Genomic DNA, 14,423 nt, shown 5'->3' on the forward strand with positions numbered 1-14,423 from the left:
GCGTCGCCGGTGTGCAGCCAGCCGTCGACAATGGCCTTTTCGGTCAGGTCGGGACGTTTGTAGTAACCCGCCATGAGTATGGGGCCCTTGCCGCAGATCTCGCCCACCTCACCAGGAGCGCACTCCGCGCCGTCCGCCCGCAGGATTCGCATCTCGAAGAAGGATGGCGGCGCTCCTACCGACCCCACTTTGCGGATGGCGTCATGCTTGTCGAGAACGGTGACGAACCCTTCGGTCAGCCCGTAGAGCTCATAAAACCGGCCCGGCAGCAATTCATTCAGCTGGCGCTTGTATTTCAGCGGCAGCGGGGCCCCGACATTATGGATCATCTCGAGCGACGCCAGCGCCTCGGGCGTGAAGGCCGGGCTGTTGAGCACCGCGATGATCTGGGCCGGCACCATGACGGTGTGGGTCACCTGTTCCCGCTCGATATCCCGGATCACCCGCTCCGCGTTGAATGTCTCGTGCAATATATACGTACCACCAAGGTACATCCATGGCATCAGATCCAGCATGGCGCCGTTGAAGACAATGGCGCCCGCGTGAAGGGCCACGCTCTCCGGCGTCATCCGCCAGGCCGAAGCGAACAGCGTGCAGTACATGGCGCGCACGTAGTGAGTATGGATGATGCCCTTGGGGGCGCCCGTGGTGCCGCTGGTGTACATGATGTTGTACACGTCCGCGTTGGTCAGTCCTGGATCGGGGGGATTGTCTACGGTGGCCCCGGCGATGAAGTCCTCGAAGGTGCGAAAACCCGGCGGCGCCTCCCCCTGACAGCCGACCAGCACGAAGCGGTCAGACCGGATTGCCGGCAACTCGGCGCGAATGTGGTTGAGGATTTCGGCGAAGGACGCGTCGGCCAGCACGGCGACCGAATCGGAATCCTGCAACAGGGTCGCCAGCCCATGGTCCTGCATCAGGGTGCTCATCGGGACAATGACGATGCCGGTCTTGGCCGCAGCCCAGTAGGCGGTCATCAACTCCAGACAATTGGGCAGAACGGTGGCGATCTTCTCGCCCTTGGCGATGCCGTTGGCGAGTAGGGCGTTCGCCAAGCGGTTAACGACAGCGTTCAGTTTTTGGTAGGTCAGCCGCTGGTCGCCTGCCACCAGCGCCAGATGATCAGGCCGGTAGCGGGCGTGACGCGGCAGCAGGGCGCCAATGTTCATGAATAAGTCCTCCAACCTGTTGTCGATACTCGAACAGCCGTGGCCGGTATTATCACGGAGAATGATCCGTTTCGCCACGCGTCTGATTCTGCCCGAGTGTCTGGGCTGTCTCCGGTGGTCCCTGAGGAGCGCTTGGCATAACGTTGGGCGCTGGGCGATAGGGGCGTTTGACCGCGTCGGGCGGGGCCAGCGGCGCGCGGCTCAGCGGCGCGGAATTTTTCAGCGCTCTCAACCGGTCATTTGCTCGACCAAGTTGGGACACGATGCGGCAAACTTATCGAAACCGTTGGCTGGGAAGCCGACCTTTGGAATTGATTGAAGACAAGACCGCTTAGGCTTGTGAAGCCCGTGCGGGCGATCGACCCCCAGAGTGGGCTGCCTTCAGGTCCGCGGCCGACGGCGGGCGAGCGCCGGCGAAGCGACGGAGAAAACATGTGACCCACGGTGCGCCGGTGAGCGTCAGCTCGGAGGAGAGCCCCGTCATCCGCTGGCTGATGAGGGAGGGTCGCCGCATGACGGACCCAAAGAGCTTTCTCGAAAACTTCGCTGCGCGCCTGATCGAGGCCGGCGTCGATATTTCGCGAATCACCACCGGCGTCCCGGTCCTGCACCCGCAGTTCTTCTCCTACAGCGGCCTCTGGGAGCGGGGGAGGGGCGTGACGGAGCGGCTTTACCGGGCGGACGCGAGCCAGGACGCCATTCTGGCGAACAGCCCGATCAAGAGCGCCTACGAGGGTCGTCCCTTTCGCACCCGACTGACGGCGCCCGCCGCGGAGCGGGAATTTCCCATTCTCACAGAGCTGCGGGGCGCCGGCATGACGGATTATGCCGTTCTCCCCGTGCCGTTCAGCGACGGAACCAACAAGGCGTTGTCGCTCGCCACGGCGCGGGACGGCGGATTCTCCGACGACGAGCTCACTTTGTTCACCGCGATGACGCCCGCCGTCGCCTCGAACCTGGAGATTCAGGCGTTGCGGCGCATGGCGCGCACGCTTCTCGACACCTATGTCGGCCGCCAGGCCGGCGGCCGGGTTCTCGCAGGACAAATCCGGCGCGGCATGGGCGAGACGATCCGCGCCGTGATCTGGCTCTCCGACCTGCGCGGCTTCACCAGCCTTTCCGAAAGCCTGCCACGCGACGAGTTGATCGAAGTGCTCAATCAATATTTCGGGCCGATGTGCGACGCGGTCGAGGCGAATGGGGGCGAGGTCCTGAAATTCATTGGTGACGCCATGCTGGCGATCTTTCCCGTCGAGGACGACGCGGTCGTCGCCAGTCGCAACGCGCTCGCCGCCGTCCGGGTGGCGAAGGCCGCCGTGAATAAAGAGAATGACCGGCGCGCCTCCGCCGGCAAGCCGAGAATCCGTTATGGCCTGGCGCTGCACGTCGGCGATGTCATGTACGGCAACATCGGCGGCGACGCGCGGCTCGACTTCACGGTGATCGGACCGGCGGTCAATCTCACCTCGCGCATCGAGTCGATGTGCAAAAACCTCGATCGCTCGCCCTTGCTTTCGGCGGAATTCGCGCGCCAAAGCGGCGTCGAGGCGGAGTATTTGGGGGAGTTCGAACTCAAGGGCGTCGCGGAGAAGCAGCTGATCTATGGCTTGAAGGGATGACGCTCGCGCGTCCGCGGCTCAATCATCAAAACGCTGCCGCGCTTCGACTTCACGCGGCGCTTGCGCGCCAAGAGGAGCTGAACGCCTGGCTTCAGCAGCGCGTCGGGCTTCTCCAACGACAACCCTCAATCGACGTCATCTGGCAGGTCAGGATGACCCTCACGGTCTTTCTCCCGCGAAGGGCGCAAGAAACCCGGAAGACCCGCCGCCCCGCCCTCGGAAGCCCCCGACCCGAAAGCGCAGAAGAACCCCCGGGCTGCGACCCGGGGGCCGCATCATGAAGACCAAGGACGGCTTCATCCAAGGCTACAACGCGCAGGCGGCTGTGGACGCCGGGGCGCAGGTGGTCGTCGCTCAAGGCCTCGACGCCAACGCGACGCCGGCGCGGAATGCGCCGTCGCAGCCGTAGCCGGCGTCGGCCAGAACGATCCCCATATGTGGAAAAGCGCCAAGAGCGCTCTCGGCCTTTTTCTAGAAAATCTCAACTTAGTGCGTTCTCGCCTGAACGCAGCCGATGAGCCGAGCGGACCTGCAGATAGGGAAGCGAGGATCAGCGAAGCCGCGCTGCATCACACCGCGGTCCCCCAGAGATCGTAGGCGTCCGACCGGTCGATCTTGACGGTCGCCATCTCGCCGGCGCGTAAGGGGCGGCGGGTCGCGATATGCACGGTTCCATCGATCTGTGGCGCGTCGCCCTTGGTCCGGCCCCGAGCCGCGTGCGCGCCGCCCTCGTCCACGACGACCTCGAAACGCCTGCCGACCTTGGCCGCGAGCTTCCTCGTGCTGATCGCCTGCTGCCGCAGCATGAGGCGCTTGTGGCGGGAGGCCTTCACCTCCGACGGGACCGGCGCGAGGCCGAGGTCGTTCGCCTCCGCCCCTGCGACCGGCTCGTACACGAAGGCGCCGACGCGGTCGAGCTTGGCTTCGTCGAGCCAGGCGATCAGCGTCTCGAAATCCTCCTCCGTCTCGCCGGGAAAGCCGACGATGAAGGTCGAGCGCAGCGTGAGGTCGGGGCAGATCGCGCGCCACGCCTTGATCCGCTCCAGCGTCTTTTCCTGGTTTCCCGGCCGCCGCATCGCCTTCAGCACTTTGGGCGACGCGTGCTGGAACGGCACGTCGAGGTAAGGCAGCACGCGGCCCTCCGCCATGAGTTCGATCACGTCGTCGACATGCGGATAAGGGTAGACGTAGTGCAACCGCACCCAGGCGCCGAGTGAGCCGAGCTCGCGCGCGAGATCGAGGAAGCGCGCCGAGACTTCGCGGTCGCGCCACGGGCTCGTCGCGTAGCGAATGTCGCGCCCGTAGGCGCTGGTGTCCTGCGAGATGACGAGCAGCTCCTTGACGCCGGCTTTGACCAGCTTCTCGGCCTCGCGCAGCACATCGCCGGCGGGGCGTGAAACGAGGTCGCCGCGCAGCTTAGGGATGATGCAGAAGGTGCAGCGGTTGTGGCAGCCTTCGGAGATTTTCAGATAGGCGTAGTGGCGCGGCGTGAGCTTGACCCCCTGCTCGGGGATGAGGTCGACGAACGGATCGTGCGGCGCGGGCGCAGCGACGTGAACCGCCGCCATCACGCTCTCGAACGCCTGCGGGCCGGTGATCGCCGACACGTTGGGGAAGGCCTCGCGGATGGCTTCCGGCTCCGCGCCCATGCAGCCGGTCACGATCACTCGGCCGTTCTCCGCCATCGCCGCGCCGATCGCCTGAAGCGATTCCGCCTTGGCGCTGTCGAGAAAGCCGCAGGTGTTGACGATCACCGCGTCGGCGTTCGTATGGGTGCGGGAAAGCTCGTAGCCCTCGGCGCGAAGCTGGGTCAGGATACGCTCGCTGTCGACCAGCGCTTTCGGGCAGCCGAGCGAAACGAAGGAGATGCGCGGGGCGGGGCGCGCATCCGGGGTTGAGAGGTCGGTCATCGCGTCCGCTTGCCATGCGACGGCGCCCGCGGCAAGGCGAACGGCGTTCGCACGGCTCCTGCCGCCTTGACTTCCCGCGCCGTCGCGGCCAGTTTCCCGCGCCGCCTGGGCTGGGGCGGTCCGCGGTAAGGTCTTGATGCGAACCTATCTCAGTTTCGAACAGCCGGTCGCCGACATCGACGCCCGCATCGACGAGTTGCGGGCGGTGGCCGAACATGGCGACTCGCCGGCGCTGGCCGAGGAGATCGCCAAGCTCGAGGCGAAGTCGGAAAAAGCGCTCGCCGACCTCTACGCCGCCCTCACCCCCTGGCAGAAGACACAGGTCGCCCGCGTGCAGGGCCGGCCGCGCTGCTCCGATTACCTCAAGGGCCTGATCGCCGATTTCACCCCGCTCGCCGGCGACCGCTATTTCGGCGAGGACGAGGCGATCGTCGGGGGCCTCGGCCGGTTCGACGGCGCGTCGGTGGTCGTGATCGGCCAGGAAAAGGGCCACGACACAGAGAGCCGCGTGAGGCACAATTTCGGCATGGCCCGCCCCGAGGGCTACCGGAAGGCCGTGCGGCTGATGGAACTCGCCGACCGCTTCGAGCTGCCGGTGATTGCGCTTGTCGACACCGCGGGGGCTTTCCCGGGCGTCGACGCGGAGGAGCGCGGCCAAGCCGAGGCGATCGCCCGCTCGACCGACGCGTGCCTCGCGCTCGGCGTCCCGAACGTCGCGGTGATCATCGGCGAGGGCGGCTCAGGCGGCGCGATCGCCATCGCCACCGCCAACAAGGTGCTCATGCTCGAGCACGCGATCTACAGCGTCGCCTCGCCCGAGGCCGCGGCCTCGATCCTGTGGCGCGATTCGTCCAAGGCGCAGGAGGCGGCCACGGGCATGAAGATCACCGCCCAAGACCTTTTCAAGTTCGGCATCGTCGACGGGATCGTGCCCGAACCGCTGGGCGGGGCGCACCGCGACCCGGAGGCGGCGGTCATCGCGACCGGCGCGGCGATCGCCGAAGCGCTACAGGCGATGGAGAACATGAGCCCCGACCAGCTTCGCGAGGCGCGCGCGGAAAAATTCCTGGCCATCGGGCGGAAGGTGTAGGGGCGCCGCCCCTCAAGTCGAGCGAGACCGGTCGCGGGGGCGCGGGAACCGGAAAACGCCCGTCCGCTTGATCTCGGAATCCTCCAGCTCCCGCGTCACCGGCACGCCATACTCGGCGACGCTTTCCAGCCGGTCGAGCGCGAGATAGGTCCGCTGCGGGTCGCCGATCAGCACGGTCGCGCCGCGCTGAGCGAGCCCCGCAAGCCAGTTCGTCACGGCTTCGGCCATGTCCCTCTCATAGGAAACGTCGCCGGCCAGGGCCACGTCCCAGCCTTCGTCCGCGCCGGTCAGGTCCTCGAGCCGGGCGGTCACGGCGGCGCGGTTCTCGGCCGAATTGGCCTCGATCGCCGCGACGGCGAAGGCGTCGATGTCGGAGCCCTCGACCGAGGCCGCCCCGGCGAGCGCGGCGGCGATCGCGACAAGCCCCGAGCCGGAGGCGAAATCGAGCACACGCTTGCCGCGCACCAGCGCCGGATTGTCGAGGACGTAGCGGGCGAGCGCCTGGCCGCCCGCCCAGGCGAAAGCCCAGAATGGCGGCGGCAGGCCCATCTCGCCGAGCTCTTCCTCGGTCTTCTTCCACATTGGCACGGCCTCGTCGGCGAGCCAAAGCCGCAGCTCCGGGACGAGCGGGGGGACGAGAAGACGGGTATTGGCGAAAATGAAGTCGCGCTTCGCGGAAACCGCGGCGCTCATATTTTCCAGCGCAGGGTGGAGATGAGGGTGAAGAGCCGGCGCGCAGTGCCCTGGTCGATCGTCACCTTCTCGTTGAGGCGCTGGGCCATCAGGTCAGCGCCCTCGTTGTGCAGCATGGTGCGCTCGCGGTCGATCGCCTCAATCTGCCGCGGGCTCGCGGTGCGGATCGCGGAATAGTAGGTCTCGCAGACCATAAAATAGTCCTTGAGCAGCGGCCGGAACGGGGTCATCGAGACGACGATCGACACCGCCTGCTCGCCGTCGGAGGTCCGGACGTCGAAAGTGAACTTCGATTCCTCCTGCGAGATCGTCATCGTATAGGGGCCCTCGTCCCGCCCGGGGATGGCGAAAGAATTCTCCTCGACCAGGTCGAAGATCGCCACAGCGCGCTCGTGGTCCTCGTCGATCGCGCCGCGCGGAATGGTGTCCTCGTCGAGGAAGACCTCGCTCAGCCGATCGCGGAGTTCTTCATTCCTGGCGTTCACGGGCTCGCCTCCCCGGCGAGCCGGATCGCCACCGATCGGGCGTGGGCCTCGAGCGCCTCCGCCCGGCCGAGCGTCACGGCCGCCGGACCGAGCGCGGCAAGCGACCGGGCGTCGCATTTGATGAGAGACGTACGCTTCATGAAATCGAGCACCCCGAGCCCGGAGGAGAACCGCGCCGAACGCGCCGTCGGAAGGACGTGGTTGGATCCGCCGACATAATCGCCGATCGCCTCGGGCGTGTATTGCCCGAGGAAGATCGCGCCGGCGTTGACGATTTTTTCGGCGAGCGCCTCGGGGTCGCGGGCCATGATCTCCAGGTGCTCGGGCGCGAGGCGCTCGATGAGCGGCAGCCCCGCCTCGAGCGTGGGGCAGAGGATGATCGCGCCGTAGTCGCGCCAGCTCGCGCCGGCGATCTTTTCCCGCGGCAGGTCGGCGAGCTGGCGCTCGACCTCGGCCGCGGCGGCGCGCATGAGCGCCGGATCGTCGGTGATAAGAATGGACTGCGCGGCGGCGTCGTGCTCGGCTTGGGCGAGGAGGTCGGCGGCGACGAAACGCGGATCGGCGGTTCGATCGGCGAGAATGACGACCTCGGACGGTCCCGCGATCATGTCGATGCCGACGACGCCGAACAGGCGGCGCTTGGCCGCCGCGACATAGGCGTTGCCGGGACCGACGATCTTGGCGACGGGGGCGATCGTCTCGGTGCCGTAAGCGAGCGCGGCGACCGCCTGCGCCCCGCCGACCCGGTAGATCTCGTCGACTCCCGAGATGCGCGCGGCGGCCAGCACCAGCGGATTGATGCGTCCCTCGGGCGTCGGCACGACCATCGCCAGGCGCCGGCAGCCCGCCACTCTCGCCGGGACCGCGTTCATCACGACCGAGGATGGATAACTTGCCGCGCCGCCGGGCACGTAGAGGCCGACGGCGTCGATCGGCCGCCAGCGCCAGCCGAGTTCGACGCCGAGCGCGTCGGTGAAGCGGAGGTCGGCCGGCTTCTGGCGCTCGTGGTAGTCCGTCACCCGGGCGTGGGCGAGTTCGAGCGCCTCGAGCGCGTCGGCGTCGCAATCCGTCATCGCCGCGTCGATTTCCGCGGCGCCGATCTCCAGCCCCTTGGCCGCGATGTCGACGCGGTCGAACCGGAGCGAATGATCGGCGAGCGCCGCATCCCCCCGCGCGCGGACGTCGTCGATGATCGCGGCGACGGTCGCGTCGACGTCCGCCGCGGATTCGCGCTTGGCGCCGAGGAGCGCCGCAAAGCGCGCCTCGAAGTCCCGCGACCCCATATCGAGTTCAACCGCCATAAACCTTCTCCGCCGCGCTTCCCTTCAGACCGTCGACGGGTCCGACAGCGCGTGACCGGGACAGCTCTCGGCCGGCGCGCGAAGCTCCATGTCGCGAAGCTCGACCTCCACGCATTCGACGTCGAGGCGCACCAGCGCGCCGTCGGCGAAGGCGAGCATGATCATGCCCGCCGGGGGGTCGGTCTTCTCGAACGTGACCGCCAGCAAATTCAGCGTCGCCCCCTTGTTATCGTCTGCGAGACCCAGACGCGAGACTTTCAGCACCCGGTCGAAGCGGAGCACGCTCGAGACGCGCTCGGCCGGCCCGGTTTTCGCCCGGACCCAGTCGTAGCGCATGCCCGCGACGACGAAACGCCGCTGCTTTGGCAGCCAGACCATGTCGGCGCGCTTGACGCAGGTGTTCTGCGTATGCGCCGAGATGACGTCGAGGCCTTCCCGGTCCAGCGCCATGAGCTTCAGTCTGTCGTCGCCCGCGGTCATCGTTCAGCCCACGATCCGGGTGATGTCCGCACCGCACGCGCCGAGCTTCTCCTCCAGCCGCTCGAATCCGCGATCGAGGTGGTAGACGCGATTGACGACGGTCTCGCCTTCGGCCGCCAGCCCCGCGATCACCAGCGACACCGAGGCGCGAAGGTCCGTCGCCATCACCTGCGCGCCCCGGAGCCGCTTCACGCCCTCGACGATCGCCGTCTCCCCGTCGAGCCTGATGCGCGCGCCGAGCCGGGCGAGCTCCTGCACGTGCATGAACCGATTCTCGAAAATCGTCTCCGTGATGCGGGATGTCCCCTTGGCGCGCGTCATCAGCGCCATGAACTGCGCCTGAAGGTCGGTCGGGAATCCCGGGAACGGTGCCGTCTCGACGTCGACGGCCTGAAGACCCGCGCCGTTGCGGCGGACCCTGACGCCGCGATTGTCGCTCATCACCGTCGCGCCCGATTTCTCGATCGTGTCGAGCGCGGTCTCGAGAAGGTCCTCGCTGACGCCCTCGAGCAGGACGTCCCCGCCGGTCATCGCGACGGCGGTCGCATAGGTGCCGGCCTCGATGCGGTCGGGCAGAACGCGATGGTGCGCGCCGTTGAGGCGGGGAACGCCGACGATCTCGATCGTCGAAGTGCCGGCGCCGCGGATCCGCGCGCCCATCTTGTTGAGGCAGTCGGCGACGTCGACGATCTCCGGCTCGCGCGCCGCGTTCAAAATGCGCGTAGCGCCATGGGCCATCGATGCGGCCATCATCGCGACGTGCGTCCCGCCGACCGTCACTTTAGGAAACTCGATCTCCGCGCCGATCAGGCCTTTCGCCGCCTTGGCGACCGCATAGCCGGCGTCGATCTCGATCGACGCGCCGAGCTTCTCCAGCGCCATCAGGAGAAGATCGACCGGCCGGGTGCCAATCGCGCAGCCGCCGGGCAGCGATACGCGCGCCTCGCCCATGCGGGCGATCAGCGGCGCGATCACCCAGAAGCTCGCCCGCATGCGCGACACCAGCTCGTAGGGGGCGGTCGTGTCGACGATCGTGCGCGCCCTCAGGTGCGCCGTCTGGCCCGACGCGGCCTCTTCGCCGACGCGCTTGCCGTCGATCGAATAGTCGACGCCATGGTTGCCGAGAATGCGCGCGAGCTGGATGACGTCGGCGAGGCGCGGCAGGTTTTCCAGCGTCAGGGTCTGGTCGGTGAGGAGCGAGGCGATCATCAGCGGCAGCGCGGCGTTCTTCGCGCCCGAAATCGGAATGACGCCATTGAGCCGCGCCCCGCCCCGAATTTGAATCCGATCCATTCCCTGTCCTTCCGACCCCTGGTGCTTTCGTGAAAACGACCGGCGTCCGTCCCGTCAGCGCTTGTTAGCGTCCGTGGCGCCTTCCGAATGCGAATCGGCTCCGGACTCGGGGCGTCCCTCGTCGGCGGCCGGCGCCGCCTCAGCCGAACGGGCGCGCTGCTGCGCCTTTCGCCGCTTCAGATTCTCTCGGAGAGAGGCAGCGAGTCGCGCCCGCCGCTGATCCCGGATCGAGGTCCCGGCTTCGTCCGGGTTCATGGCGTTCCTTTGAGAATTCGACGGACCGGATTTCGCTCCGATCGACGGCTTGATAGGGCCAAGGAGGCTCGCGGAGCAAGCCCGTACGAGCGGAGAGGACCGGATTTTCAAGGTTCATCCGGCCTTCTCGATCAGGCTCGCGGCGGCCGCGCGCGCCTCGCGCGTGATCTGGGCGCCGGCCAGCATGCGCGCGATCTCCTCGCGCCGTTCGCCGGCCCCGAGCCGGGCCACGCTGGTGACGACGCGCTCGCCCTTGCCGACGTCGTTCTTGACGATTCGATAGTGGCTCTGCGCCCGGGCGGCGACCTGAGGCGCGTGCGTCACCGCGAGCACCTGCGCCCGGGCGGCGAGCCGCGCGAGCCGCTGGCCCATGGCGTCGGCGACCGCGCCGCCGACGCCGGCGTCGATATCGTCGAACACGAGCGTCGGCGCGGTGCCGCGCTCGGCGAGGCACACCTTGATCGCGAGCAAGAAGCGACTGAGCTCGCCGCCCGAGGCGACCTTCATCAACGGTCCGGGCCGCGAGCCGGGATTGGTCCGGACCAGAAACTCGGCCCGGTCGTAGCCGCTCGCGGAGGCGAGCCTGTCGTCGGTCGTCAGCTCCACCCGGAACTCGGCGCGCTCGAGCTTCAGCGGCGGCAGCTCGGCCGTCACCGTCGTCTCAAGCTCGCGAGCGCTTCGTTCGCGGGCGGCGCTCAGCGCGCGGGCGCTGCCGTGGTAGGTCTCCCGCGCGCGGGCGAGTTCGCCCTCGAGGCGCGCGACCTCGTCTCGTCCGGCCTCGAGCGCGGCGAGATCGTCGGCGTACTTCTGCGCCAGCGCCGGCAGATTCTCGATCGGCGTGTTGTGCTTGCGGCTCATCGCGCGCAGGGCGAACAGTCTCTCCTCGCAGCGTTCGAGCTCCATCGGATCGAAGGCTGAGGCTTCGAGCGCCTCCTCGACGGCGCGGGTCGCCCCTTCGAGCGCCTCGAGCGCCTCGTCGAGGGCCTTCACGCTCGGCTCGATGAGCTGAGGCGCCTGCGGCATGCGGCGTTGCAGCCGGCGGGAGACGGAGATGAGCATCGGCAGGATCGCCGCGTCGCCGGTCAGATGATCCCGAGCCTCGCGAATGTCGGCGGCGACCTTCTCGCCCTGCATCATCGCCTGGCGCCGGACTGCGAGCTCATCCTCCTCGCCGGGCTGGACGGCGAGCTTCACCAGCTCTTCGTGAGCGTGACGGGCGAAATCGGCCTCGGCCTCCGCGGCGGCGACGCGCGCGCGCTCGGCTTCCAGGGCCTCAACGGCCTCGCGCATTGCGGCGTATGCCTCCCGGGTCGCCTTAGCCTGCGCGTCCAGTCCTCCATAGGAATCGACGAGCGCGCGATGCGTCGCCGGGTCGGTCAGCGCGCGCTCGTCATGCTGACCGTGGATCTCGACGAGCGACGAGGCGAGCGACCGCAGCGCCTGGACGCTCACGCTCTGGTCGTTGACATAGGCGCGGGTGCGGCCGTCGGCGAGTTGAACGCGCCTGAGGATCAGGTCGTCGCCGATCTCGATGTCCTGTCCTTCAAGCAGGGCGTGGGCGGCGTGCCCCGGCGGAAGCTCGAACACGGCCGTGACCTGGCCCTGGCTCTGGTCGTGGCGGACCAGTCCGCCGTCGCCGCGCGCTCCGAGCGCCAGCGACAGCGCGTCGAGCAGGATCGATTTGCCCGCGCCGGTTTCTCCAGTGAGGATCGTCAGGCCGGCCGAGAACTCGAGATCCAGCTGATCGATCAGGACCACGTCGCGGATGGAGAGGCGCGCGAGCATGGGAAGAGGCTCCGTTCAGGACGGAACGACCGCGTGGTAGATCTTGGCCATCCACGATTCCGAGTCTTCGTGCGGCGACAGGCCCTTGCTTTGCAGGACCGAGTAAGCGTCCTTGTACCACTGGCTGTCGGGGAAGTTGTGGCCGAGAACCGCAGCGGCCGTCTGCGCCTCGTCGACGATTCCGAGGCCCATATAAGCCTCGACAAGACGATAGAGCGCCTCCGGCGCATGGCGGGACGTCTGATAATATTGCAGGACGGTGCGGAAACGGTTGATCGCGGCGGTGTAATTGTGCCGGGCGAGGTAGAATCGGCCGATCGACATCTCCTTGCCGGCGAGCTGGTCCTGGCACACCGTGATCTTGAATTTCGAGTCTTCCACATATTCGGACTTTGGGTACTTCTTGAGAATGTCCTGGAAGGCGGTGAGCGCCTTGTTCGCGGCGTCCTGATCGCGGGAAATGTCGGGAATTTGCTCGTAATAGGCGTTGGCCTGCAGATAGGCGACGTAGGCGGCGTCGGATGAGTTGGGAAACTCCTTCAGGTACTTCTCGGCGGCGGTTTCGGCGTCGGTGTATTCGCCGGCCTGATAATTCGCGTAGACCGTCATCAGTTGGCCCTTGCGAGCCCAGTCGGAATCCGGGTGCTGCTTGCCGAGATCGGTGAACTTCTTCGCCGCGTCCTTCGGCGCGCCGTTCGCCAGCTTCTGGAGGCCCTGATCGTAGGTCTTGCTCGCCGGGACGTCCGGCGTGATCTCCATCTTGTATTTTTCCGCGCCGAACGGATTGAAGTGGTCGAACATTGAGCAGGCGGACGCGGTGAGGGCCACCGCGACCAGCGCCGCCGCCGCCAGGATTCGGCGCGCCGGCCGCCCGCCGGCCATCGAGGAAGTGACGCCCAGTTCGATTTTGACCATACGTTCGGACTCGATTGCAGCTTCGACGGTTTGCACGGGCCCCGCTGCCCGACGGCCGCTTCGCGGCGCAGCGCGTGTTTAACCCAGTCCCGTGGCGCGCGCCACTTTTGGCGGACGTGAGAATCGTTCAATGGCCGCAAAATGTGGCGGCGCGGCGCCCCGAGCGCCAGCGCCGCCGCGAAAAACCAATGTGAAGGCTACTCGGCGGCGGCGAAAGCTGCGGCGGGAACATGCGCTCCCACGCCGAAACCCTTGAAGGGCTTGGCGACCCCGGCCTCGACGAACGCGTAGGCCGAGCGGTCGGCGAACAGCGCCTCGAGCGCCAGCGCGTTCAACTTGTGGCCGGGCCGATAGGTCCGATAGACGCCGATGATCGGAGCGCCGGCCAGCGACAGATCGCCGACGGCGTCGAGCGCCTTGTGGCGCACGAACTCGTCCGCGTAGCGCAAGCCCTCGGGATTGAGAACCTCGTCGTTGTCGATGGCGACGGAATTCTCGAGCGAGGAGCCAAGCGCATAGCCCGCCTGCCAAAGCTTCTTGACGTCGCTTACGAAACCGAACGTGCGGGCGCGCGCGATTTCGCGGCGGAACGCGGTTGGATCGAGGTTGAAGGCGAGGCGCTGACGGCCGATCGCCGGAGAAGCAAAATCGATCTCGACGTCGAGCCGGAAACCGCGCTCCGCCGGGGCGAGCTCGGCGTAGCCGCCATCGCGCTCGACACGCACCGGCTTGAGGACCTTGAGGCAGCGCCGCGGCCGGGTCTGGCGAACGACGCCGACGTGATCGATCGCCGCGACAAAATCGGCGGCGGAGCCGTCCATGATCGGCGTCTCGGGCCCGTCGATCTCGACGAGGACGTTGTCGACCTGCAGCCCGGAAAAAGCGGCGAGCAGGTGCTCGACCGTGCTGACGCTCGCCCCGGAAGCGTCGCCAAGAATGGTGCAGAGCGCAGTATGGGTGACGTTGGAACGGCGCGCTTTCAGATGGCGCTCTCCGCCGTCCGGCAAACCGGTTCGCAGGAACGTGACGCCCGAGTCGGGCTCGGCGGGATGAAGGACCAGCTGCGCGGGCGCAGCGGAATGAACTCCATTTCCGCCGATGGATACGCGGCGGCGGAGGGTCGTCTGATAACCAGCCTTCATTGCCAAATGCCTCCGGACTTTCGCCCGGCCCTGATCCAGGGCGTCCGGCGGGATGAGCCCGCGGCGGTACGCCTCTTAATGGTCGCGGCCGCTCGCCTGAGGCGGCGCGGACCCGTTTTGCTGCGGGGCAAAATACCGGGGGGCAGGGGACGGAGACAAATCACCTTTGGTGACCAAAAGTTACAAACCGGCCATAATTGCTTTCTCGTTTATTTTCAGATCGTTAGGTCAAACAATTAACGAATAATTAGGCAAAAAATCGACCGGCCGCGGCTGGGCGCCGCGG

Annotated in this window: 13 protein-coding genes; 3 read left to right on the forward strand and 10 right to left on the reverse strand. The window is 67.2% G+C overall.

Features of this window, described 5'->3' with window-relative positions:
• A partial coding sequence (locus tag ACLP25_RS11460) for a class I adenylate-forming enzyme family protein (protein ID WP_442469322.1) occupies positions 1 to 1,169 on the reverse strand: 1,169 nt, incomplete at its 3' end.
• A 434-nt stretch (positions 1,170 to 1,603) separates the two neighbouring features.
• Here ACLP25_RS11460 and ACLP25_RS11465 point away from each other — a divergent pair.
• Entirely contained in the window at positions 1,604 to 2,788 is a 1,185-nt protein-coding gene (locus tag ACLP25_RS11465; protein WP_442469323.1) for an adenylate/guanylate cyclase domain-containing protein, read from the forward strand.
• Positions 2,789 to 3,065: 277 nt separating this feature from the next.
• Complete coding sequence (locus ACLP25_RS11470) at positions 3,066 to 3,197, forward strand: hypothetical protein (RefSeq protein ID WP_442469324.1); 132 nt, start codon at positions 3,066 to 3,068, stop codon at positions 3,195 to 3,197.
• Positions 3,198 to 3,357: 160 nt separating this feature from the next.
• Here ACLP25_RS11470 and rimO read toward each other — a convergent pair whose 3' ends face one another.
• On the reverse strand, positions 3,358 to 4,698 hold the full coding sequence (gene rimO, locus ACLP25_RS11475) for a 30S ribosomal protein S12 methylthiotransferase RimO (RefSeq protein ID WP_442469325.1): 1,341 nt from the start codon (positions 4,696 to 4,698) through the stop codon (positions 3,358 to 3,360).
• A gap of 136 nt (positions 4,699 to 4,834) precedes the next feature.
• Between rimO and ACLP25_RS11480 the strand changes: the two genes are divergently transcribed.
• Positions 4,835 to 5,788 carry an acetyl-CoA carboxylase carboxyltransferase subunit alpha gene (locus ACLP25_RS11480; RefSeq protein ID WP_442469326.1) on the forward strand — a complete coding sequence of 318 codons (954 nt, stop codon included), beginning with the start codon at positions 4,835 to 4,837 and terminating at the stop codon, positions 5,786 to 5,788.
• A 12-nt stretch (positions 5,789 to 5,800) separates the two neighbouring features.
• Here ACLP25_RS11480 and ACLP25_RS11485 read toward each other — a convergent pair whose 3' ends face one another.
• From ACLP25_RS11485 to lpxC, 8 genes are all read right to left on the reverse strand, one after another.
• Positions 5,801 to 6,481 carry a class I SAM-dependent methyltransferase gene (locus ACLP25_RS11485; protein WP_442469327.1) on the reverse strand — a complete coding sequence of 227 codons (681 nt, stop codon included), beginning with the start codon at positions 6,479 to 6,481 and terminating at the stop codon, positions 5,801 to 5,803.
• Positions 6,478 to 6,966, reverse strand: coding sequence for a UPF0262 family protein (locus tag ACLP25_RS11490; RefSeq protein ID WP_442469328.1), 489 nt, complete (start codon positions 6,964 to 6,966; stop codon positions 6,478 to 6,480). Before ACLP25_RS11490 ends, ACLP25_RS11485 begins: the two co-directional genes overlap by 4 nt.
• Positions 6,963 to 8,267, reverse strand: a complete 1,305-nt coding sequence (gene hisD, locus ACLP25_RS11495; RefSeq protein WP_442469329.1) for a histidinol dehydrogenase — start codon at positions 8,265 to 8,267, stop codon at positions 6,963 to 6,965. The genes ACLP25_RS11490 and hisD overlap by 4 nt, the downstream gene beginning before the upstream one ends.
• A 24-nt stretch (positions 8,268 to 8,291) precedes the next feature.
• Positions 8,292 to 8,747 (reverse strand): DUF2948 family protein, encoded by a 456-nt coding sequence (locus tag ACLP25_RS11500; RefSeq protein ID WP_442469330.1) that lies wholly within the window; start codon positions 8,745 to 8,747, stop codon positions 8,292 to 8,294.
• A gap of 3 nt (positions 8,748 to 8,750) precedes the next feature.
• Positions 8,751 to 10,040, reverse strand: coding sequence for a UDP-N-acetylglucosamine 1-carboxyvinyltransferase (murA, locus tag ACLP25_RS11505; protein WP_442469331.1), 1,290 nt, complete (start codon positions 10,038 to 10,040; stop codon positions 8,751 to 8,753).
• Between the two features lie 369 nt (positions 10,041 to 10,409).
• Positions 10,410 to 12,080: a DNA repair protein RecN gene (gene recN / locus ACLP25_RS11510; RefSeq protein ID WP_442469332.1), complete on the reverse strand. Its 1,671-nt coding sequence runs from the start codon at positions 12,078 to 12,080 to the stop codon at positions 10,410 to 10,412.
• Positions 12,081 to 12,095: 15 nt separating this feature from the next.
• A complete protein-coding gene (locus tag ACLP25_RS11515) occupies positions 12,096 to 12,962 on the reverse strand; it encodes an outer membrane protein assembly factor BamD (protein WP_442469334.1) in 867 nt (288 codons plus the stop codon).
• A 230-nt stretch (positions 12,963 to 13,192) separates the two neighbouring features.
• A complete protein-coding gene (lpxC, locus tag ACLP25_RS11520) occupies positions 13,193 to 14,137 on the reverse strand; it encodes a UDP-3-O-acyl-N-acetylglucosamine deacetylase (protein ID WP_442469333.1) in 945 nt (314 codons plus the stop codon).
• Between the last annotated feature and the right edge of the window lie 286 nt (positions 14,138 to 14,423).

The sequence above is a fragment of the Roseiarcus sp. genome (assembly GCF_052145395.1).
Taxonomy (GTDB): domain Bacteria; phylum Pseudomonadota; class Alphaproteobacteria; order Rhizobiales; family Beijerinckiaceae; genus Roseiarcus.

Coding starts and splice junctions, on each gene's coding strand:
- murA (WP_442469331.1), bottom strand. CDS start 10,040: ATGGATCGGATTCAAATTCGGGGCGGGGCGCGGCTCAATGGCGTCATT.
- ACLP25_RS11515 (WP_442469334.1), bottom strand. CDS start 12,962: ATGGCCGGCGGGCGGCCGGCGCGCCGAATCCTGGCGGCGGCGGCGCTG.
- rimO (WP_442469325.1), bottom strand. CDS start 4,698: ATGACCGACCTCTCAACCCCGGATGCGCGCCCCGCCCCGCGCATCTCC.
- ACLP25_RS11470 (WP_442469324.1), top strand. CDS start 3,066: ATGAAGACCAAGGACGGCTTCATCCAAGGCTACAACGCGCAGGCGGCT.
- ACLP25_RS11485 (WP_442469327.1), bottom strand. CDS start 6,481: ATGAGCGCCGCGGTTTCCGCGAAGCGCGACTTCATTTTCGCCAATACC.
- ACLP25_RS11480 (WP_442469326.1), top strand. CDS start 4,835: ATGCGAACCTATCTCAGTTTCGAACAGCCGGTCGCCGACATCGACGCC.
- hisD (WP_442469329.1), bottom strand. CDS start 8,267: ATGGCGGTTGAACTCGATATGGGGTCGCGGGACTTCGAGGCGCGCTTT.
- recN (WP_442469332.1), bottom strand. CDS start 12,080: ATGCTCGCGCGCCTCTCCATCCGCGACGTGGTCCTGATCGATCAGCTG.
- lpxC (WP_442469333.1), bottom strand. CDS start 14,137: ATGAAGGCTGGTTATCAGACGACCCTCCGCCGCCGCGTATCCATCGGC.
- ACLP25_RS11500 (WP_442469330.1), bottom strand. CDS start 8,747: ATGACCGCGGGCGACGACAGACTGAAGCTCATGGCGCTGGACCGGGAA.